This is a genomic window from Paenibacillus sp. FW101-FHT12H11 (genome assembly GCF_058790355.1).
On record NZ_JBYTCO010000007.1, the window covers coordinates 113,272 to 133,420 of the forward strand.

Consider the following 20,149-nt stretch of genomic DNA (forward strand, 5'->3'; position numbering starts at 1 on the left):
ACAGTGATGTTTAAAATATTATTGATAAAAAACGATGGCGAAAAGTCGTATGATATTAGTCCAATTGTGGGCAGCTTTTCATGGGACTCTAATCTTTCCCTTATGTCAGTGATGGAGTTTGAGATTATTTGGAGCGATACACCATTCTTCCCCGTTAATCCTGTTGACGTAGGCGATGTGGTGGTTTACATGAAGGACGATCAGGAAGTAAACCGAGGAATCGTTGTGAGAGAAAGCAAGTCGGGGCGATCAGCAATTAAGTACACTGCCTATGATTACGCTTGGTACTTGGGTAGATCAACAAGTGTTTATCAGTTTAATGGCATTGTGGCTCATGAAGCTATCAAGAAAGTACTGAATGACTTTAAAATGCCAATCGGTGGTATTGCTACGATGCGCTCAATTGTTGAACAGATTTATGTCCAAAAATCTCCTGCTCATATAATTGATGAAATTATTAATGCGGAAGGAAAGAAGACAGGAAAACGGTATGTGGCAGAGTTACGTCAAGGTAAATTGTACATAGAACCATTGGAAGATTTGATTATAAAGGGTACGTTTACGCTTGCCGATAATCTTGAGTCTGTTGATGTACTTTCCAATCCATTAAGCGCAGAACGTACTAGATCAATTGAAGATATGCGGAATCGAATCAAAGTTGTTGTTGAACTTGACCATAAGGAGAAAGAGAAGGCTTCGTATGTCACGACAGCAATTGAACAAGATTCAGAATTGATTAGTCACTATGGATTACTTGAGGAAACGGTAAAAATTGATGTAGAAGATTCAGCGAAATCAAGAGAAGTCGCGAGGATATTGTTGAAAAGACTTGGCAAGATACACGAATCAAACACTATTAAATTGATGGGTGATGCATCGTTTAAAGCTGGTAGATTGTTCGTGGTTGACGAACCTATAACAGGCATGAATGATACATTTATGATTAAAACATGTAAGCATGAAGTATCGAACCAAATACACACTATGTCGTTAGAGCTTGTGTATCCTGAGGAAGTGAAATAATGAATAACATAGACCGCTTAGCAGATAAAATTGTTGAGATGTACAAACAAAATATGAACCCACCATCGACAGCACCACAAATCGGTGAAGTAGTAGAAACAAATCCTCTAACCATTAAATGGGGAGATGGGATTCTCATCAAGTCTGACAAACTGTTTCTGCCTAAATTATATTCGACAGGCCATCTCATACCAAATAGATATATGAATACAAGTGGAAGCATTATCAGCGAGACACTGACGTGGAAAATAGACTTATCAATTGGTGATAAGGTGATGGTTATACCGGATGGTAATTACAAGATGTTTTATTTAATCGATGTTTTATAGAGGAAGTGTTTAAAATGAGTCTTCCGCAAATAGCACAATTGGAATTTAATGTTGAAACAGATCAACAGGCCATAGAATCAAAAACGGTACACGTAACATTTGACTGGGACTTTGATCTAGGCGACTTTAAACTAAGAGACGGTAAATTAGTTGAAGTATTTGGACTAGACTATTTAAAAATCTGGATTAAAAAAGCGCTAATGACAGCAAAGAATGCTTTGATCTATGAGGGAACAAACTACGGTTCTGACCATTTTACGATTATCGGAACAACGTTTCATGTGGGTTATAAGCAAGCCGAAATGGAACGTATGATTAGTGAGTGCTTACTACAAAATGAGACAATAACAAGCTTTGATAACTTTGACTTTGAGCAAGATGGAGATATTTTAATTGTTAGTTTTGTGGTTAACAGTATCTATGGAATGACAGAGGTGACGATATAATTGGCAACAAAAGATGAAATTTTAACTTTGCTCTTATCGCTTGTTGACGCTAAATATGATAAACGCGATGGCTCTCCCATATATGATGCTTTAGCACCAGTAGCAGAAAAATTAGCATTGATTGACACAAGCATAGAAGAAACAAGGAATAAAATGCTAATTGATAACCTAACAGGACTAGAGTTGGAAACTAGAGTTAATGAGCGTACTGGATTGACAAGAGACAGTGCTGTAGCAGCTAAAGGTTCAGTTACAGTGGCGGGTACAGGAATCATCAATATTGGTGATTTATTTGAGACAAGTTCGGGAATTAGATTTAAGGCAACAGAAACAAAAGCAATTACAACAAGTGGGAACGTTGCAATTGAAGCTGTTGTTGGAGGAAGTTCGGGTGTTGTCGCAGGTGGAACAATCACATTATTTCCTATCACCCTTACAGGGTTTACGGCTGTAACAAATCCGAATGCAACTACAGACGGTTTTAACGCTGAATCCGATAGCGACTTGATCAAAAGGTATTATGAGTTTTTACGTAATCCTGCAACAAGTGCTAATCAAGGGGCATTCTCGAACTGGGCAAAGTCCGTATCAGGTGTTGGTGACGTGAAAGTACTGCCATCTTGGAATGGTGCAAATACTGTCAAATTAGTAATCATCAATTCAGATAAACAACCTGCCAGTCCAACAGTAGTTAATAACGTAAAGACGTTTATTGATTCAAGTACAACAGGAATTGGCTTAGGTCAAGCACCAATAGGAACCGTTTTGACTGTTGAATCAGCAGTAGCTAAGAACATTAATATCGTTGTCGACGTCGATTTAAGAATTGGCTATACCTTAGCGACAGTAACAACGAATATCAGGGATACAATTACTGCATATCTAAAGGAAATTACATTCATTAAGGACTCAGCTTCATATGCAAAAATTGGCTCAGCAATTTTGGATGCGGAAGGTGTTGATAACTATAATTCGTTAACCGTTAATGGAGGTACATCGAATATCGTTATTGCAACTAATGAAGTTCCTGTTCTGGGTACGGTGACTGTAACATGACAATAACTGCACAAGATTTACTAAATCGCCTCCAGTTATTCCAGCGTACAAGTAATGTTTATAAAGAGATATTCACTGCTGACGCAGAACTTATCAATCAAAGACAAGACAGTATCGATGATATCATTAGTAATTTATCTGTTAACACCGCGACTTGGGGACTGGAAATTTACGAAAAACAACTAGGTATTACGACAGATACGTCTAAGACTTTCCAAGAGCGTAGAGAAGTCATTATATCTAAATCAAGAGGTATTGGAACTGTGAATGCGGCTCTAATAAAAAACGTGGCAAATGCATTTACTGGTGGAACAATTGACTTAGGCTTTGACAATGGAACTGTCACGATAACGTTTACGGATATAACAGGGATTCCAACGAATATCGATGATTTAAAACAGAATTTGCGGAGCATCGTTCCCGCACATTTAAGCATTAATTATGTACTCAAATACAATCGTTGGAATCAAGCTGCGACTAAGACTTGGAATCAATTGTCTGCTTATACATGGGATCAAGTTATGCAAGGCAACATTTTTTAAGAAAGGTAGGTAAATAGATGGCTACAAATACTCCTAATTATAATTTAGTAAAACCGACGAAAGCCACTGATACAGCAGATATTGATGTTATCAATAGTAATATGGATATTATTGATGCTGCATTAGCTACTAAAGCTCCTCTAGCCTCACCAGATTTCACGGGAACCCCCAAAGTACCAACAGCAACAGCGGGAACAAATACAACTCAGGCAGCTTCAACAGCTTTTGTAACAGCAGCAGTTAGTGCAATTCCTGCTATAACATGGACTAATATCACAGGAAAGCCGACAACCTTTCCACCTTCTGCTCATGGTCATGCGGCTACAGAAATTACCGCCACTGGAAGCACAACGGTTCAGGCTGAGATAGACAGTTTAAAGTCCTCTGTCAGTAGTGGGAAAAATACGGTTGCTGCCGCTATTACTGGCAAAAATCAAGCCGCGAGCGGAACTGATACCTTCGCACAATTGGCAGCAAAAATCAATGCGATTTTAGCTCAGATGCAACAGCTGTAGCAGGAGATATGTTAGCTGGGAAGACAGCTTATGTTAACTCGAAAATTACTGGGACTATGGTAGACAGAGGAACTGTAAACTATACCCCTACTACCTTTAATCAAACTGTAGTTGGAGGTAAGCATTCAGGCTCAGGTGTGGTATATGGCGATGTAAATTTAGTGGCTGCTAACATTAGAGCTGGACTTTCTATTTTTGGAGTTTCTGGTACATATACGGGCCTGGTTGCAAGTGGTACAGTCACTTCGGGCAACAATCCAAGTAACTATGACACAAATGATATGACGAATCAGGGACTTTATAGTTGTACAGTTAGCGGCTTAACTTTTCAACCTAAAGTGATTCTTCTTTATAAACAAGGGGCAGTCACTCTGTACTTAGAAGGCTCCAATCTAAATCAAAATCCTGCCATTGTTTGTAATATAATGGCGCATTTAAGCGGTGTACAAACTTATTATGTGCGTTTTCAAAACTCAGCATATGTTAATGCAACAGGATTTAGGCTTCCAGTTATACAATCTAATTCAACATTAAACTGGATTGCATACGGATAAAAGGAGAGGAAACTATGTTTGTTGGCAGAAAAATTTATTACGAATTAGCTACTGGGAATGTATTGGTTATAACAAGTGAAATGCAAGGCGAAGTTGTGAAAACAACAGTTGAGCAAGATTTTGAGATTTACGATGGTTTAGTAGGGAAAAATCCTAATGCCATTGGGGTTATCACACTGGAATATGGGGAACTTCGTAACGAGTTTATGAATGCAATTGGCTATAAGGTAAATTTAGATAACAAACAGATTGAATTTACGTTCGGGACTTTACCTAATGATCCTCAACCTACACCAGACCAAATTAGAATTACACAACTTGAAGCTGAAAACACTGACCTAAAGTCTAGAATGACAGATTTAGAAATGTTTGCAGCGGATATCATATCGGGAGGTATTTAACAATGGCTATGGTAGCTTATAAGGTTCGTATTATGGCGAACGCATGTATTACTCGTTACGACAGTGGCGAAGGCGATATGACAGATATTGTGGCAAGTTATAATTTATCTGAAGTAGACACGAATCTCGTTAAGGCTGAAATCATCGCAAAACGAACAGATATCACAATGTAAAGCTCCCTATAATTGGGGGCTTTTATTTATTTTAAGGAGATTAATCTATGGACAATAGTATTGTACTTGAGCCTGTAAAGAATTCAATAGACCTCTCAATTATTGAAGTAGAAACAATCTATCAGTTTGTCTCACCAGCTCAAGTTGTAGCTGATAAAAAAGAGGTGGAGTAAGTGGCATTAAATTTTAAATGTAATGACACAAGGAGAGCACCACGAGCTGTATTAATTAGTCCAAAGGGTGATGTAGTTGATTTAACAGACGCTACGGTCAAATTTGTTATGTCAAAGTACAATGATGGAACTGTGCTAGTGGATAGTGATGCAATTATTCTCGATGCTCCAAATGGAGTAGTTACATACGTATTTGAGCCTGAAGAGACAACAACAGTTGGAACAATGAAAGCTGAGTTTGTTGTGACTTATGAAGATGGTAGTGAAGAGACGTTCCCTAGCGAAGGATACATAATTATAAATTTCGAATCAAGAACGAAGAAAGGAGTGTAGATGAATGGTATATGATCCTTCAAAAGCATTAAAGAAAGCAAAAAATCAGCCTGCTCCACAATATTGGAACGATGATATTGAAGACTGGGAAGTAGTACAAGGTACAAATGGTGCCTATAGAACGCAAGTTACGAGACTTGTTGCAAAAGACCCTTTTAGCGGATCGTCTACTATAACTAAGGTCTTTTCTAAGTCAATGGACGGTTTAACAATTAGCAATGACGGAAATGCCGACCTGACCTTTACTATTAATGACGGTGAGGGTGCTGGTAATACATATAAAGTTTATGCAGGTGCAGTGTTTGAAGATGAGTTACCTACCTTTACTAGTAGGCTTGGAAGGCTACAGTAGTTGTAATAGTGACACTATGGCAGATATGCATTTGGTAGTGTAGTAGTCACTCCTCCAGTAGATACTACTGCTCCTGATAATGTGACTAATCTTACTACTTCAAACCTCACAGCAACAGGTGTTACTTTGACTTGGGTTGCTTCAGCTTCTTCAGATTGTACAGGTTACGATGTTTACCGCGGTACAACTTTACTAGGTTCGGTAACAGGTACAAATTATAATGTTACAGGTCTGACACAGGCCACACAGTATACATTCATTGTGAAAGCTAAAGATGCAGTAAATAACATTGCATCGGGAACACAAACTACAGTAACAACTCCATCTAGTGCTGATACCACACCTCCAGCAAATGTAACCAATTTAACAACAGCTAATATTACACAAACGGGATTAACTTTGAATTGGACAACATCTGTATCGAGTGATGTGGCATCATATGATGTGTATAATGGATCGACATTCTTGGCTAACGTGACAGGAGTCACTTATAACGTTAACGGATTGACTGCTTCTACAGCTTATACATTTGTAGTGAAGGCTAAAGACGGAAGTGGAAATGCTGCGAGTGGTACAAGTGTGAATGCAACAACACTTGCTATTCCTGCTGATACAACAGCTCCAAGTAATGTGACCAATCTGACTACAAGTGCATTGACACAAACAGGGGTCACGCTTACTTGGACAGCAGCCACGGATAATGTCGCTGTAACAGGTTATGACATCTATAATGGTGCAAGTTTGGTGACAACTGTTACTGGAATAACGTACAGCGTCACAGGGCTTACAGCGGCAACGCAATACACTTTTACAGTTAAGGCCAAAGATGCAGCAGGTAACGTAGCTTCAGGGACTAGCACCACGGTAACTACTTCTTCAGCAGCTGATACTACTCCACCAAATCCAGTAACAGGATTAACGGCAGGAACACCAACAGCCAATAGTGTATCAACATCGTGGACGCTTTCCAGTTCTGGGGACGTTTCAGTTCAAGAAGCTGCGTACTCAACTGATGGAACTAACTTCACTGTCGCAAGTGCTGTTATTAATGCATCATCGACTAGTTATAACTTCACAGGGTTGACCGCGAGTACTGCATATACGTTTAGAATTGTTGCGATTGATGGAGCAGGTAATAGGTCAACGGCTGTGACAGTTCAAGCAACAACAGCGGGAGTTACAGGTAAGGTAAATGATTCCTCTTTAATACTGTATCAGGACAATCCCACTCTTAACCAAACAATTGCCAATCCAGATAATTATTTTCATAATGCAGATCAATTCACAGCTTTCGCAACCGTTCAACCTATATCTGCATCTAATTCAGCCGTAAATATTTTCAGTAGGTTATCACCGAACGCAATACACTTTCAACTATCATTCGATAGTAAATTTAGTGGCACTCTCACAGGTAAAAATGGGAATGGTACAGGATCAGCCAATTTCCCACAAGCCACAACATCACCAACTGCTTATACTGATCACAGTGTACCTTATCATGTTGTTTTCATGCGTGATTCCACAAGTATTAAAATGTACGTAAACAATGTATTACTTCAGTCTACTAATGTAGCTGCTGATTTCTATATAGACACAAGTACATCACCACTGTTATTCGCAGGTGTATCTCAGGTTGGAGTTACATTTAAAAACATGGGCTACTATAATCGTGCTTTGACAACAGCGGAACTAACACAAAATTACAATGCACTTAAATAAGAGGGAGGTTACATATGTGGGAAAAATCATCTTCTAGTAGTAGCTACAATCCTCCCAATAAAGCCACACTTGATAAAATTAGTGAAGCAAACGGAATTCCAACATTTGGTGGTGTTCCATTTGGTCAGGATACATTAGCAAATAAGACTACTTTAGAACAAATAACTGATAATGGTACTGATCTGCTTTTCAAAGGTCAGCCATTAAAGGTGACTCAAGTTAGTGGCACAGTATCTACCTCGAACTTGATTATTGGCGGGAATGTTAGATTTAAAGTTGACTTTACTGCACTAACGATTTCTTGGACTACTTGGAATTTATTCACAAGTTACAATGCTAGTCTAACACTAAATGCAGGATCAATTAATTTTACAACAAGTAACAATCCTCAATTCGTTTGTGTGCGGAACGGAACAATTGAAGTAGTTCCTCAGACAACAATTGGATCTTCATATAGTGGTTTATTGGTATTTAGCATACTCCAAACTAATGTGATTTCATTATCTTATCCTGCAGAGCAAATTGGAGTTAGAGGTGGACTTATCTATGGAAGACGGGATCTTTCCATTGGCGAGTGGGTAAAGATAGGAGACAGCATTACTATTGGTGGGGCTTGGGATTTGGTAAGCGAATATATCAACATCCCAGTGGTTACTAATTTAGGAGTCAATGGTCGCAGGATGTCTGGGGCTGGTGGTATGTGGACTGATGTGGCTAACGTTCCATCTACAACTGAACTCACTACAATCATGGGTGGGACAAACGACGAAGGGCAAGTCACTGCAGGAATTACGCAGTTAGGAACGATTCAACTTGTTGGGTCAACCTTTGATACAAATACTTACTACGGCGCTTATCAGACCCTTATTGAGGGATTACTAAATAAGAATCCTAAAATGGTCATTATTTGCATCTCCCCTCCAAGAGCTTGGACAGATGGTTCAGGGAGTACTGAGCGAACAGGTATGAAAACAATGAGAGATGCGGTAGAGGCTATCGCTAATTTCTATTCATTACCTTTTCTAGATTTGTATAAGGAACTTGGGGTAAATAAAGTTAATCAGGGGACGTACTTCAATAATGATGGTCTTCATCCGAACACATACGGTAAGAAGCGTACAGGCACTCTGCTTCTGGGGAAAATACAACAAGTCTTTGGACAGCCTAACTATTGATAAAATTTCGGAATATGTGAAGCGATAAAAAGGAGGGGCTGACTTGGTTAAAATAGATCCTATATCTGGAACAATAACTATTGCATCGGAGTGGTTTCATAAGCCGACTAATACTAGCAAATGAACAAGCTTTGAAGTACAATTTTGGTACAAACTGTAAAGAGGTGTTTTGTTTGACTATCAAAATTGTAGGCGGCTTATTACATCTAAATATTCCTTCTGAAGAAGATCAAGGATTTTACTCAATTGGTGATGATATTTATTTATCAAACTCAGATGCTGAAATCATTTCAAAGGAGTTCTTTCACCCAGGATTCATAGAGAATGTTGGATCGATTGAAACACAATCGTTATTGAAATCATCTTTTGTATTTAGAGTTAGTGATACTAAGACTTTATCAGAACAATGCACTGTTGATAATCTCGACTATGCACATGAAAAATTTTGGGGGATCGTGCAGGGGCTTCTTCTATCTTTTTGGTTTGTTAAGGATAACAGTGTAAACCTGGTGGTAACCTTTCTGAGTGACTATGCTAATCAATCCATCTTTTCAAAAAGAAAAAATATGTATAATTCACTTTCATCAGGTAAGTATTTAGAGACAATACTCAAAAAAGATGAAGTTCAAGAAGCGGTATCTTGGCTCATTAGAATCTCTGCTTACTTAACTCAAAGTAAAGAGGAGATACGAGAAGTGGGCGATGTTTCAGCAATTAGTGTAGAAGCGTCATTCCGAAATAATGATGCTCGCACGCAGTATAGTGAAATGGGTAGATTTTCAAGAGCCTTGCGTTTTATTCAAGTAGCAAGAAGCCAATCGTTTCTACCTGTAAAAATTGCCTCTTATATAGGTGCATTAGAGTCTATTTTGGAAGTTGATTTAGAGTTAAGTCACCAGGTTTCAGAGAGAGCGGCAAAATTAGTTGGGGGCGATTTAGATAAAAGAGTAGAAAATTATAATCTTATTAAAGAATCCTACGACGTTCGTTCGAAGTATGTTCATGGATCAAATTTATCAAAAAGACATAGAAACAGTGAACATATCGAACAGTTATCAATGAGGTTAGATTCTTTTATCAGGTCTTTTATGCAAACATTAATTTTAAATCATTCCGAATTGAATGATATGAAAACTGAAGATCTAAATGTTTGGTTTAAAGAACTTATTCTCAAAGGTTGAGAATAGTCACATGACACCTCTTTCTGGGGGTGTCTTTTTTTATTGAAATGGAGGCTTAAAAGTGGGAAATGAACTAACAACTGAAGAAAGAATTATGAGACTAGAAACACGTTTAGAAACTGAGCTTGTAACTATTAAAGAATTGATTTATGACTTGAAGAAAATTGTCATGATGCGGGAAGAGACTTATGTAACCAAGGATATCTTGGAGAGTAAGCTTGAGATTCGTGACCGCGATATTGCAAGTTTGAAGGCAGATAAACAATCTAACAAAAATAACTTGCCAGTGTGGTTAGGCTTACTACCGGCTATTGCAGCTGTATTTGTTGCAATTGTGGTTGCATTGAAGTAATGTATGCCACAGTTTTATTACTGATGGGAAGATTCAATATTTATCTGACTCCACCCATCTCCTCGCTGGTCAAACTGTAGAATTATCAAATATTGCAAAGGTTTGATGGTTGTAGAGTAACACATTAATTCTAGCTGTTACTACTGGTTCAATATTCCTAGGTCATGGTATAATAAGGAAATTACTAGATTAACAACTTACTAGGAGTGGAATTTGTGGAAACAATAGATATTACTACGTGGAATGGGTTTTTAGATACATTTAGACTCCCGATTGTTATGAGTCTCATCGGTGCAGTAATAGGTCATTATCGAAAAAATGGAGTAATACAAATGCCTACAGTTTCAATAACATATGAGATGGGTCCATATCTAGAAGACATAAATTTTTGGTTAAAACCCTTACGATGGCTTTATATAGTTTTAGATTTCTTTCTTTTTTTGTTTGGTCTAAGATTTCATAAAAGTCAGGAAAAGGAGGGAGTTCTAATAGACTTAGGCTTCCTTGGGGACATGTTAATTGGAATTGGAACTGGAATAATTGCAAAATGTAGTCTTGCTATTGTTAACACTCCATCGGACTTTGTTGTTATTTCCACTTCTTTATTGGCAGGATTTGCAGGGTTATCATATATTCAATCAAAACAAGATGAACATTTAAAACAAGGGTCTAAAGATAGGGCTAGCAAACTTGCATCGGCAGCAGTAGGAAACGCGAGAAGTGAGGCAGCTGCGGCTAGCTCTGATGAGGGGCAGTAATTGAATAGATTTTTCCATACATTTGCTGTATAATGTTGATTTGAAAGGAGATGATTATTATGCAACCTCAATTAACCATACAAGAAAAGTCTGAGTTGCAAAAGTTACTCCAGATCATTCAAGATGAGCGAAAACCTTCTGGTCAACGACGAATCGCAATGGCTAAATTTGACCGTATTTACAATGAGGCCGTGAGACGTACGGAAGCGTCACAAAAAAGATTAGCACTTGCGTATTAAGCAACATTTAAAAAAATTCTGATTCCACTCCACCAAAAATGGAGTGGCTTTTTTGTTTTAGAGAGTTAATTTTTAGGGTGAATTTCAGGCTGTTTATGCTGAGGTTTGCCCTGTTTTTTATGTACAAATTTAAATTAAGGGGAGATCAAAAAAATGAACATTGATAAAACAAAGTTTATCCGCTATTTTTCGCTTGCTGTGTTCTGCCTTGGAATTTTAAATAAGATTTTTTCCCACTATGGATTAGTTATGATTCCTGATGCTGAATTGGATTTTTGGGCAGGAATTGTTGCATTAGTTTCTGGTGCTGTATTTGGAATTACCATTGAGTCCAATACAATTAAGGCTTTGTTCTCTGGTAAGAGTGGGTCGTTATGAACATTGCTCAGGTACTATCAAAGAGTGAAACAAGAGTTAGTAAATTACATCCAGTCGTAGCTCAGAAAGCAAGACAATTGATTATAGCCGCATATAGTGAAGGCATTAACATTGTCGTCGTTCAAGGGTTACGGACAATGGAAGAGCAAGCAGCTTTGTATGCTCAAGGACGAACTACTTCAGGAATCATTGTAACTAACGCAAAGGCTGGTTATAGCTATCATAATTATGGATTGGCATTAGACTATGCCATACTTGCTGATGACGGTAATACCGTATTGTGGACTGTAAATGGCAAATGGATAAGAGTAGCTGAGATTGGTAAGGGGTTAGGATTTGCTTGGGGTGGAGATTGGACTGGAACATTAATTGACTACCCACACTTAGAAATGACGTTTGGATTTAGTATTAATGACTTGTTGAGTGGTAAGAGACCATCAAATGATGAGGTGTTAAATATGAGAAATGAAGACGTGGATTTTATCCTGGCTATTATGGGGAAGTATTGGCATGACATGGATGGGAATGTAGATGTGCAGAATGAGACTCATCGTGTGGCTAATCTGTTGAGAGTTGCTATGGGTAGGAAAGAGGAATAGAGTATTTAAAATTGGGGATCGGCCATTGTCTCCTTCTTTTGAAGGAAAGCTCGCTTTTACATATAGCATTAAGTTTCTCCGCAGCAGCATAATTGTTGTACAGCATGGCTCATGTCAGTTGCGTGATTGTATGTCACACAATAGGATACAACCATCAGCGACATGTAAAGGAGATGTAAAATGAACGACATAAGTAAAATATGGTGGAATCAAAGGCACTTAGCCCCTATAAGAAAAACACGCATAAATCCTAGGCGTAGTATTAATGCAACCCCTCCTATAACAAATTGTATTAAAATCGGTCTTTACTTCATATCGAATTTAGATGAAAAGCAAAGAAAGCTTTATTATAACTTAGCTAGTAATAGATTGAGTGATGCTGAGCAAATATGGAGAAGGTATGGTATAGGTTTTAAGGTCTATGGCATTAATGACTTAAATACTACTCCCACTCTAACCAGCTTAGTTTGTGATAAATATCCTAGTGATGATATGTATAGGGCTATGACTAATATTCTTACGTATAATCTATATGATCAGAGCTATGACTATAGTATCAATGTGCTAATCTCTACTGCTCGTTTTACAGGCTCAAATCCAAATGGTGTAACTCTAGGATGTACTTATATAAAAAGAGGTATAAATGCAAATGGTCGAAGATATATTTTCATTTTTCTCAATACCGATGCCTTACATCCGCAGAATAAGTGGATCTTGGCACACGAGATAGGGCATGCTTTGTTTTTTGATAATAGTTTAGATCCATCAGATCCGAAAACATTGTATTTCCATAGTAACAACCCATTAAATTTGATGTATGGGGGTAAATTAACTGCTAAGAGACCAATTCTTAACAAAACACAAGTAAGCATTGCTAAAAGTAGCCTGTTCGTAGGAGAATGTTAGGGCGTCCTATAACTTCCCTTCATTGAAGAACAAAGAGGTGAGGATCATCTAGGAGTGTTAAAGAGAGGGGGGTAAATGTGTCATAGTCAGAAGTAAAGTAGGTAAAGTTCTTACTATGACACATTATGCTTTTACCCCAAACTGTTGAAATAGTCAATTGTCATTTGATCAAGGTTTGTATCCATGTACTTCCAAATCACTCTAATCATTTTAGTAGGTTGTTGATGTATGGGTTCATTTGTATGACTATCTACAATTTCGCCAGCCTCGTAAGTTTTGATTTCAACTTTATCAATCAATCGACGTAACATTGCATTGTTCATATTATCAAAATCAATTTCCAACAACAAATTGACGAAGCTCTTATTTCTAAGGCGGATATTTTCTATCTCGACTTCAATTGTTTTCAACTTATTTATTGAGACTTGAAGCTCGTCTATTTTGGACTGAATTTTAATATTACGCTTCCCATACTCATCCATATTAATAAATTTTGCATTAAACAATTGAAAATTTGATTCGCGTTCATTTTCAAGAATATCTATTTTACTTCGAATATCCTCTAATGAGCCAATTCCATTAGTTTTATTTTTGTATACATCAATATACCTGTTAAGGTAATGTTCTTCTGCTTGTTCGAATAATTTCCTGTATTCTTCAATATTAAATTTTACTTCATCAATAATGTACTCCTCAGGAAACGCATTTCGATATGCACATTTTGAACTTCCATACATATCATTTATTCGACAACTCCATTCATAACCTAAATCATTATGTTTTCCATGTCGCTTTTTCCTCTTTAGGGAGTTACCGCAATTACCACAGTATAAAAGGTTAGATAGTAGATGTTGGTTACTGTGCCTTCCAGTCCCGCGTAACAACCTCTTCTTAGTTTGAATCCTTATGGTCATTCCATCGTCTTCTACATACTTTTTGTCAATATATTCTAAATGACCAAACTTTTCTAGGCGTTCTTGCTTCTCAATTTGAACTAAGCGAAAGGTTTCATCATCAATTATTCGTAAACGTTCGAATTGATGTTTAATCCATTCATCTTGGGATATATCGTCTCGCTGTTCCGTTTTGAAATTACGTATTTGAGTTACGTGCTGTATTTGTAACCCTGTGTAAATTGGGTTTTCTAAGAATCTTGAAATCTGTATCTGAGACCACTTAGTATTCTTTTTTGTAGGTACATTATTTTCATTCAAAAATCTAGCTATTTTACCTGTTCCAAATCCTTGGTCATGATACAAGTAATAAATGAAGCGAACGATTAAAGCTTCTTCTTCATTTAAGTATAAATACCCATTCTCTAGGTTGTAACCATACGGGGTAGCAGAAGTGAACTTCCCATCTTTTTGTGCTCGTCTAATACCTACTTGTACAGAAATCGATTTAGCATTTGATTCTTCTTCAGCAAGTTGAGCAAACAAGCCAATCATAAAGTTTTTGCTTCGATCCATACTGTTTACTTTTAAATCTTGAAAGAATACGCCGACTCCGTGTTGCTCTAATAATTCTAAGTTTTCAGCTATTTCTTTAGCATTACGTCCGAAACGAGGCACGTTTTTTACGATCACTGTATCGAACTGTTTCATATGTGCGATAGAAAGTAAGTACTTTGTTGCTTCGCGGCGTTTCATGGATTTCCCAGAGAGGCCTTCCTCCGCAAATATTCCGTTTGTTGTATATTCGTGGTCGCCTTTTCTCTTACATGTAATCCCCATCGGTGCGATAGACAGATTGTTTTCCTTTACAAACTCATGGAATTGTATTTGCTGCGTCTCTAGGGAGTTAAGTTGGTCTTCGCTGTCAGTTGATACCCTTGATAAAAGTACGACTCTTTGTATGACGACCAAATCCTTCTATAGTATTATAGTAATATCTCTCTATTAATATAGCATATTCGCTACCCCTTTAGTATATGTATCAGCCGATATGGTGTGGTGCGGAGCTCGAAATGATCGAGTGCGCATTAGCGAGGAACGATCTATGAGCTTGCCAGAGGCGCTGTAGATTTTGGTGACTTCCAGTGCTTCGTGATCCGACATGGGGGGTAAAATGGAAGGCATGCGCTTTACCAACATGGTTTTTCCGGTTCCGGGAGGGCCAATTAATAAGATATTATGCATGCCTGCAGCAGCTATCATCATCGCTCGTTTGACTTGGTGCTGCCCGTTGACATCGGCATAATCTTCGATATCCTGTTGAGTTATTAAGGAAATTGTCGAAAATCCATTCTGACTGCTCGTATTACTATTTAATAGATACTCGTGATGAGATTGCCGATTCCAATTTCTAAAATCGGAGAGATTGGTTATCCCGCAAACTTCCATGCCGTCAATTAGTGCCGCTTCAGAGGCATTGGAGAGAGGGACACAGACTCTGTTGATGCCTAACTTTTTTGCTGCATGCGTCATGGATAACACGCCGGGAACAGGCCGAAGTGATCCGTCCAATGCTAATTCGCCTAGAAATAAGGTCTTGTGTAAAAATTCACTGTTAACCTGACCTGTCGTTAGTAAAATAGCAACCGCAATCGCCAAATCGAAAGAGGAGCCCTCTTTGCGCAAGTCTGCCGGTGCTAGATTCACCGTGATTCGATCCATAGGAAACGTATATCCGCAATTTTTGATAGACGTACGAACTCTCTCCACAGATTCACGTATGGCGGAATCCGGAAGTCCCACTAAGTTCATTTGAGGTAAACCGCTGGAGATATCAACCTCTACTTCGATTGTTTTTCCTTCAATTCCTTGCAAACAAGCGCTCCAGACTTTGCCGTACATACAATAAACACCTTCCTCTCCTTAGTAGAGCAGCAGGTTCAGCTACTGTTCATGAGGATAAAAGGTGCTTCCTTATTGATCCGTTTTATTTCCTCTATTGTATAGAAAATGGAAAATTTACGCAATCCATAAATGGTTTTTTTACGTTTTAAATAAAGTCTATATGCACATACTGGAAGATGAGGTGATGATATGCAGGAGAAGCCGTATTTTTGTCCAAACTGCCGTTCTAATCGTATTAAATTCAGTGTAATTACCAGCTATGCGCAGCCGTTTCTGAAAGATGCACTATCCGGCAATATAACGGAATTCAATGACCCTGATGCGATTCCTGAAGAAGAACCGATGATTCAATGTCTAGTTTGCAGCTTTACTGGTAATGAGATGAGATTTATCAAACAAGCGGAGCGCGAACCCCGAATGAATACTCCGACAACGCCGCATTATTGACAAATAAAGAGGTAGACGTATTTTTCAAGTTTTGAAAAATACGTCTTTTTTATGAACATTTTTGTCATTTAAACACAAATGTAGGCGTTTGATGGTCGTAAGTGATAGCTAAAGTTTTTCAGCGTGAAAGGAAAATTTGAATGGATTAACGAAAAAAATAAGGAAACTGTCGAAAATTAGTGATACAATGGTTAGGGCTTGTGAAGAAGTGTGATACTAATTCCGGCAGCAAGATTTATTTCGTGCACAACACACATAGGAAATTACACTTTTTCCCCTGTATAGCACGTATAGAAAGTCCATACTGATAGGAGGATTTTAGGAAATGAATATCCATGAGTACCAAGGCAAAGAAGTCCTGAGACAGTACGGAGTCAGCGTTCCTAACGGGAAAGTTGCTTTCACCGTAGATGAAGCTGTTGCAGCTGCAAAAGAACTCGGAACATCCGTCGTCGTAGTTAAGGCGCAAATTCATGCCGGAGGTCGCGGTAAAGCAGGCGGCGTTAAGGTAGCTAAAAACCTCGACGAAGTTCGTACATATGCTAGCGAAATTCTTGGCAAAGTGCTTGTCACTCACCAAACAGGTCCTGAAGGTAAAGAAGTTAAACGCCTTTTGATCGAAGAAGGTTGTGACATTAAAAAAGAATATTATGTTGGTGTTGTTGTTGACCGTGCGACAGGTAGCGTCGTTATGATGGCTTCTGAAGAAGGCGGTACGGAAATTGAGGAGGTTGCTGAGCATTCTCCTGAGAAAATTTTCAAAGAAGTTGTAGATCCTGCGATCGGTCTGCAATCTTTCCAAGCTCGTAGACTTGCCTACTCAATCAACATTCCTAACGAGCTTGTTAACAAAGCGGTTAAATTCATGCTTGCGCTTTACAAAGCGTTCGTAGAAAAAGACTGCTCCATCGCTGAAATCAACCCATTGGTTGTTACAGGTTCCGGCGACGTTATGGCTCTTGACGCTAAATTGAACTTTGATTCTAACGCTCTTTTCCGTCACAAAGATATCGTTGAACTTCGCGATCTTGAAGAGGAAGATGCGAAAGAAATTCAAGCTTCCAAATATGATTTGAGCTACATTGCTCTTGACGGCAATATCGGTTGTATGGTTAACGGCGCAGGACTTGCGATGGCTACTATGGACATCATCAAGCACTACGGCGGAGACCCTGCTAACTTCCTTGACGTAGGGGGCGGTGCTACGAAAGAGAAAGTTACAGAAGCATTCAAAATCATTTTGTCCGATGAGCAAGTTAAAGGGATTTTCGTTAACATCTTCGGCGGAATCATGCGTTGTGACGTAATTGCTGATGGCGTTGTTGCTGCAGCTAGAGAACTAGGTCTATCCCGTCCGCTTGTTGTTCGTCTTGAAGGAACAAACGTGGAACTTGGTAAAAAGATTCTTAACGAATCCGGCTTGAACATTGTTGCTGCTGACTCCATGGCAGACGGCGCTCAAAAAATCGTTGCACTTGTGAAATAAATTAAACCCGTGCGGTTTTAAATAATATAGGGGATGTGAACAAAAGATCATGAGTATTTTGGTCAATAAACATACAAAAGTCATTACTCAAGGGATTACCGGCGCTACGGGTTTGTTTCATACCAAAGGCGGTCTTGAATACGGCACACAAATGGTTGGTGGCGTAACCCCAGGTAAAGGCGGAACAAAAGTAGACATCACACTGGAAAACGGTGAGCTTGTTCAACTTCCGGTATTTAACACAGTTATCGAAGCTAAAAATGCAACTGGTGCAACAGCATCCGTTATTTATGTACCACCTGCTTTTGCAGCAGAGTCCATTATCGAAGCGGTTGACGCTGATCTTGATCTCGTTATCTGTATCACTGAAGGTATTCCTGTACTTGACATGGTTAACGTGAAACGTTACATGGAAGGCAAGAGAACCGTTCTAATCGGACCAAACTGCCCAGGCGTTATCACGCCAGGCGAGTGCAAAATCGGTATTATGCCAGGTTACATCCATACACCAGGTCACGTAGGTGTTGTTTCCCGTTCCGGAACACTAACTTACGAAGCGGTTCACCAATTGACAACTCGCGGTATTGGACAATCCTCCGCTGTTGGTATCGGTGGAGACCCTGTTAAAGGTTCCGAGTTTATCGATATCCTCAAACGTTTCAATGAAGATCCGGACACTTATGCTGTCATCATGATCGGTGAGATCGGTGGAACAGCAGAAGAAGAAGCGGCTGAGTGGGTTGCTGCCAACATGACGAAACCGGTAGTTGGTTTCATCGGCGGTAAAACTGCGCCTCCAGGAAAACGTATGGGCCATGCCGGTGCGATTATTTCCGGTGGTAAAGGTACGGCAGCTGAGAAAGTTGCAACGATGGAAAGATGCGGAATCCGCGTAGCGGCTACGCCATCTGAAATGGGATCAACGCTTGTTAGCGTACTTGAAGAAAAAGGTATGCTTGACAAAGTTATCACAAAAAAATAGTCTCGCCTTTTTGAAGGTAAGCAACCTTCCAACTCCCTTAAACAGGGATTTGGAAGGTTTTTTGTTTTTCTAGCTTTGCAAAGATTTGTCATTCGAGTAAGGAGTGTATATACTAATGGATAATCGAATCATTTTATTTGGCCTTCATGAACTTGAAGGGGTCGGCTGGAAAACCATGCTTCAGCTCGTTAACCGGTTTCCAGACCTGCAAGTTTTATTTGAGCTCTCCGCAGCGGAAATCTCGGCTCAAGGTATTCGTGCCTCCGTAGCTGAGCGAATTGCATCCCAATTTACTCATGCCTTCATTGAGGAAAAGCTTCATTTATATATGAAGCAATCCATTCAAATCCTTACGATTTTGGATGAGGAATACCCTCAAATATTGAAAGAAATTGCGCAGCCCCCTTGGGTTTTATATGTGAAAGGCAAATCAGCCATACTGAATGGACGACTCCTGGGAATGGTTGGAACCCGTACGCCAACGCCTTATGGGAAAAAGATTGCAGAGGAATGGGCAGCAGCGCTTTCACGTGCTGGATTCGGTATTGTGAGCGGTCTGGCAAGAGGAATTGACAGCAAAGCTCATATCGGCGCCTTACAAGGAAAGTCAAAGACGGTAGCTGTTCTTGGTTGCGCTATCAATCAGATTTATCCGCGTGAGAATGCTTTATTATTTCGAAATATTGAGCAAGAAGGAGTTATCATTTCTGAATACCCGATTGGTACAGGGATGAAGCCTGGCATGTTTCCGCAGCGGAACCGCATTATTGCGGGATTGTCATTAGGCATTACGGTCGTTGAGGCAGCCGAGGACAGCGGATCGCTGATAACGGTAGAGTTTGCTCTCGATGAGTCACGGGATGTGTTCGCTATTCCAGGACCCATTCACTCGCGTGTAAGCAGCGGCGTTCATAGGCTTTTAAAGGATGGCGCGAAATTAGTTACACGTGTGGAAGAGATTGTAGACGACTACAACTATATGATAAGTTCAGATGAAAAACGTGCTCTAAATAAGCCGTTGACATTATTTTCACTTTCGGAAGAGGAAGGCGAAATTTTCCGTAAGTTGTCGAATGAACCCATTTCAATTGATGCCCTCATGGAGGACGGACAATTTACGTTTGGACATTTGCATGCAGTTCTGTTATCTTTACTATTGAAAAAGGCGATTAAACAGCTTCCAGGTTCTACCTACATCCAAGCATAGGCTATTCAAGAAGTTTTTCTTCTCG

General features: G+C 39.1%; 26 protein-coding genes and 1 pseudogene. 25 read left to right on the top strand and 2 right to left on the bottom strand.

Translation table 11 applies throughout. The annotated features are described in order from the left end of the window. The first annotated feature begins 6 nt into the window (after positions 1-6). The 21 genes from AC3WTJ_RS22945 to AC3WTJ_RS23045 all read left to right on the top strand — a co-directional run bounded on the left by AC3WTJ_RS22945 (position 7) and on the right by AC3WTJ_RS23045 (position 13,204). A complete protein-coding gene (locus AC3WTJ_RS22945; protein WP_492523808.1) occupies positions 7-1,023 on the top strand; it encodes an XkdQ/YqbQ family protein in 1,017 nt (338 codons plus the stop codon). Continuing rightward, complete coding sequence (locus AC3WTJ_RS22950; RefSeq protein ID WP_492523809.1) at positions 1,023-1,352, top strand: DUF2577 family protein; 330 nt, start codon at positions 1,023-1,025, stop codon at positions 1,350-1,352. The genes AC3WTJ_RS22945 and AC3WTJ_RS22950 overlap by 1 nt, the downstream gene beginning before the upstream one ends. Before the next feature lie 14 nt (positions 1,353-1,366). Then, positions 1,367-1,798: a DUF2634 domain-containing protein gene (locus AC3WTJ_RS22955; RefSeq protein WP_492523810.1), complete on the top strand. Its 432-nt coding sequence runs from the start codon at positions 1,367-1,369 to the stop codon at positions 1,796-1,798. Further along, positions 1,799-2,854: a baseplate J/gp47 family protein gene (locus tag AC3WTJ_RS22960; RefSeq protein WP_492523811.1), complete on the top strand. Its 1,056-nt coding sequence runs from the start codon at positions 1,799-1,801 to the stop codon at positions 2,852-2,854. Then, entirely contained in the window at positions 2,851-3,396 is a 546-nt protein-coding gene (locus tag AC3WTJ_RS22965; RefSeq protein ID WP_492523812.1) for a putative phage tail protein, read from the top strand. The genes AC3WTJ_RS22960 and AC3WTJ_RS22965 overlap by 4 nt, the downstream gene beginning before the upstream one ends. A 17-nt stretch (positions 3,397-3,413) precedes the next feature. Next, positions 3,414-3,911, top strand: coding sequence for a hypothetical protein (locus AC3WTJ_RS22970; RefSeq protein ID WP_492523813.1), 498 nt, complete (start codon positions 3,414-3,416; stop codon positions 3,909-3,911). Positions 3,912-3,919: 8 nt separating this feature from the next. Further along, the gene (locus AC3WTJ_RS22975; protein WP_492523814.1) at positions 3,920-4,465 is read left to right on the top strand and encodes a hypothetical protein; all 546 of its coding nucleotides are present in this window, start codon (positions 3,920-3,922) and stop codon (positions 4,463-4,465) included. A gap of 14 nt (positions 4,466-4,479) precedes the next feature. Then, entirely contained in the window at positions 4,480-4,866 is a 387-nt protein-coding gene (locus AC3WTJ_RS22980; protein ID WP_492523815.1) for a hypothetical protein, read from the top strand. A 2-nt stretch (positions 4,867-4,868) separates the two neighbouring features. Continuing rightward, positions 4,869-5,039, top strand: coding sequence for a hypothetical protein (locus tag AC3WTJ_RS22985; RefSeq protein ID WP_492523816.1), 171 nt, complete (start codon positions 4,869-4,871; stop codon positions 5,037-5,039). 47 nt (positions 5,040-5,086) lie between these two features. After that, a complete protein-coding gene (locus AC3WTJ_RS22990) occupies positions 5,087-5,212 on the top strand; it encodes a hypothetical protein (protein ID WP_492523817.1) in 126 nt (41 codons plus the stop codon). Next, entirely contained in the window at positions 5,213-5,545 is a 333-nt protein-coding gene (locus AC3WTJ_RS22995) for a BppU family phage baseplate upper protein (protein WP_492523818.1), read from the top strand. Between the two features lie 4 nt (positions 5,546-5,549). Further along, positions 5,550-5,897, top strand: coding sequence for a hypothetical protein (locus AC3WTJ_RS23000; protein ID WP_492523819.1), 348 nt, complete (start codon positions 5,550-5,552; stop codon positions 5,895-5,897). A gap of 81 nt (positions 5,898-5,978) precedes the next feature. Then, entirely contained in the window at positions 5,979-7,616 is a 1,638-nt protein-coding gene (locus AC3WTJ_RS23005; RefSeq protein WP_492523820.1) for a fibronectin type III domain-containing protein, read from the top strand. A 14-nt stretch (positions 7,617-7,630) separates the two neighbouring features. Next, positions 7,631-8,791 (top strand): SGNH/GDSL hydrolase family protein, encoded by a 1,161-nt coding sequence (locus AC3WTJ_RS23010; RefSeq protein ID WP_492523821.1) that lies wholly within the window; start codon positions 7,631-7,633, stop codon positions 8,789-8,791. A 173-nt stretch (positions 8,792-8,964) separates the two neighbouring features. Then, on the top strand, positions 8,965-9,972 hold the full coding sequence (locus AC3WTJ_RS23015; RefSeq protein ID WP_492523822.1) for a hypothetical protein: 1,008 nt from the start codon (positions 8,965-8,967) through the stop codon (positions 9,970-9,972). 61 nt (positions 9,973-10,033) lie between these two features. After that, a complete protein-coding gene (locus AC3WTJ_RS23020) occupies positions 10,034-10,324 on the top strand; it encodes a hypothetical protein (protein WP_492523823.1) in 291 nt (96 codons plus the stop codon). Between the two features lie 215 nt (positions 10,325-10,539). After that, positions 10,540-11,082, top strand: a complete 543-nt coding sequence (locus AC3WTJ_RS23025) for a hypothetical protein (RefSeq protein ID WP_492523824.1) — start codon at positions 10,540-10,542, stop codon at positions 11,080-11,082. Between the two features lie 59 nt (positions 11,083-11,141). Further along, on the top strand, positions 11,142-11,321 hold the full coding sequence (locus tag AC3WTJ_RS23030) for a hypothetical protein (protein WP_492523825.1): 180 nt from the start codon (positions 11,142-11,144) through the stop codon (positions 11,319-11,321). A gap of 153 nt (positions 11,322-11,474) precedes the next feature. Further along, complete coding sequence (locus AC3WTJ_RS23035; RefSeq protein ID WP_492523826.1) at positions 11,475-11,699, top strand: hypothetical protein; 225 nt, start codon at positions 11,475-11,477, stop codon at positions 11,697-11,699. Next, positions 11,696-12,298 (top strand): M15 family metallopeptidase, encoded by a 603-nt coding sequence (locus tag AC3WTJ_RS23040; protein WP_492523827.1) that lies wholly within the window; start codon positions 11,696-11,698, stop codon positions 12,296-12,298. The genes AC3WTJ_RS23035 and AC3WTJ_RS23040 overlap by 4 nt, the downstream gene beginning before the upstream one ends. Positions 12,299-12,478: 180 nt before the next feature. Then, positions 12,479-13,204 (top strand): zinc-dependent metalloprotease family protein, encoded by a 726-nt coding sequence (locus AC3WTJ_RS23045; protein ID WP_492523828.1) that lies wholly within the window; start codon positions 12,479-12,481, stop codon positions 13,202-13,204. Positions 13,205-13,335: 131 nt separating this feature from the next. Here AC3WTJ_RS23045 and AC3WTJ_RS23050 read toward each other — a convergent pair whose 3' ends face one another. Both AC3WTJ_RS23050 and AC3WTJ_RS23055 read right to left on the bottom strand, forming a co-directional pair. Beyond that, positions 13,336-15,069: a recombinase family protein gene (locus AC3WTJ_RS23050; protein ID WP_492523829.1), complete on the bottom strand. Its 1,734-nt coding sequence runs from the start codon at positions 15,067-15,069 to the stop codon at positions 13,336-13,338. A gap of 72 nt (positions 15,070-15,141) precedes the next feature. Then, positions 15,142-15,999: pseudogene (locus AC3WTJ_RS23055) on the bottom strand (YifB family Mg chelatase-like AAA ATPase); the annotation flags it as partial. Positions 16,000-16,191: 192 nt separating this feature from the next. Here AC3WTJ_RS23055 and AC3WTJ_RS23060 point away from each other — a divergent pair. The 4 genes from AC3WTJ_RS23060 to dprA all read left to right on the top strand — a co-directional run bounded on the left by AC3WTJ_RS23060 (position 16,192) and on the right by dprA (position 20,124). Next, a complete protein-coding gene (locus AC3WTJ_RS23060; RefSeq protein WP_127451112.1) occupies positions 16,192-16,449 on the top strand; it encodes a hypothetical protein in 258 nt (85 codons plus the stop codon). A 325-nt stretch (positions 16,450-16,774) separates the two neighbouring features. Next, positions 16,775-17,935 carry an ADP-forming succinate--CoA ligase subunit beta gene (sucC, locus tag AC3WTJ_RS23065; protein WP_157321269.1) on the top strand — a complete coding sequence of 387 codons (1,161 nt, stop codon included), beginning with the start codon at positions 16,775-16,777 and terminating at the stop codon, positions 17,933-17,935. Positions 17,936-17,984: 49 nt separating this feature from the next. Further along, entirely contained in the window at positions 17,985-18,917 is a 933-nt protein-coding gene (sucD, locus tag AC3WTJ_RS23070) for a succinate--CoA ligase subunit alpha (protein WP_127451108.1), read from the top strand. A 115-nt stretch (positions 18,918-19,032) separates the two neighbouring features. Continuing rightward, on the top strand, positions 19,033-20,124 hold the full coding sequence (gene dprA / locus AC3WTJ_RS23075) for a DNA-processing protein DprA (RefSeq protein ID WP_492523830.1): 1,092 nt from the start codon (positions 19,033-19,035) through the stop codon (positions 20,122-20,124). The last annotated feature ends 25 nt before the right edge of the window (positions 20,125-20,149 follow it).

Bases quoted from the DNA above. Each gene is read 5' to 3' on its own strand.
- AC3WTJ_RS22950 (WP_492523809.1), top strand. From the start codon at position 1,023: ATGAATAACATAGACCGCTTAGCAGATAAAATTGTTGAGATGTACAAA.
- AC3WTJ_RS23060 (WP_127451112.1), top strand. From the start codon at position 16,192: ATGCAGGAGAAGCCGTATTTTTGTCCAAACTGCCGTTCTAATCGTATT.
- AC3WTJ_RS23030 (WP_492523825.1), top strand. From the start codon at position 11,142: ATGCAACCTCAATTAACCATACAAGAAAAGTCTGAGTTGCAAAAGTTA.
- AC3WTJ_RS22980 (WP_492523815.1), top strand. From the start codon at position 4,480: ATGTTTGTTGGCAGAAAAATTTATTACGAATTAGCTACTGGGAATGTA.
- sucD (WP_127451108.1), top strand. From the start codon at position 17,985: ATGAGTATTTTGGTCAATAAACATACAAAAGTCATTACTCAAGGGATT.
- AC3WTJ_RS22990 (WP_492523817.1), top strand. From the start codon at position 5,087: ATGGACAATAGTATTGTACTTGAGCCTGTAAAGAATTCAATAGACCTC.
- AC3WTJ_RS23000 (WP_492523819.1), top strand. From the start codon at position 5,550: ATGGTATATGATCCTTCAAAAGCATTAAAGAAAGCAAAAAATCAGCCT.
- sucC (WP_157321269.1), top strand. From the start codon at position 16,775: ATGAATATCCATGAGTACCAAGGCAAAGAAGTCCTGAGACAGTACGGA.
- AC3WTJ_RS22985 (WP_492523816.1), top strand. From the start codon at position 4,869: ATGGCTATGGTAGCTTATAAGGTTCGTATTATGGCGAACGCATGTATT.
- AC3WTJ_RS22965 (WP_492523812.1), top strand. From the start codon at position 2,851: ATGACAATAACTGCACAAGATTTACTAAATCGCCTCCAGTTATTCCAG.
- AC3WTJ_RS22975 (WP_492523814.1), top strand. From the start codon at position 3,920: ATGTTAGCTGGGAAGACAGCTTATGTTAACTCGAAAATTACTGGGACT.
- AC3WTJ_RS23045 (WP_492523828.1), top strand. From the start codon at position 12,479: ATGAACGACATAAGTAAAATATGGTGGAATCAAAGGCACTTAGCCCCT.
- dprA (WP_492523830.1), top strand. From the start codon at position 19,033: ATGGATAATCGAATCATTTTATTTGGCCTTCATGAACTTGAAGGGGTC.
- AC3WTJ_RS22945 (WP_492523808.1), top strand. From the start codon at position 7: ATGTTTAAAATATTATTGATAAAAAACGATGGCGAAAAGTCGTATGAT.
- AC3WTJ_RS22970 (WP_492523813.1), top strand. From the start codon at position 3,414: ATGGCTACAAATACTCCTAATTATAATTTAGTAAAACCGACGAAAGCC.
- AC3WTJ_RS23035 (WP_492523826.1), top strand. From the start codon at position 11,475: ATGAACATTGATAAAACAAAGTTTATCCGCTATTTTTCGCTTGCTGTG.
- AC3WTJ_RS23010 (WP_492523821.1), top strand. From the start codon at position 7,631: ATGTGGGAAAAATCATCTTCTAGTAGTAGCTACAATCCTCCCAATAAA.
- AC3WTJ_RS23040 (WP_492523827.1), top strand. From the start codon at position 11,696: ATGAACATTGCTCAGGTACTATCAAAGAGTGAAACAAGAGTTAGTAAA.
- AC3WTJ_RS22955 (WP_492523810.1), top strand. From the start codon at position 1,367: ATGAGTCTTCCGCAAATAGCACAATTGGAATTTAATGTTGAAACAGAT.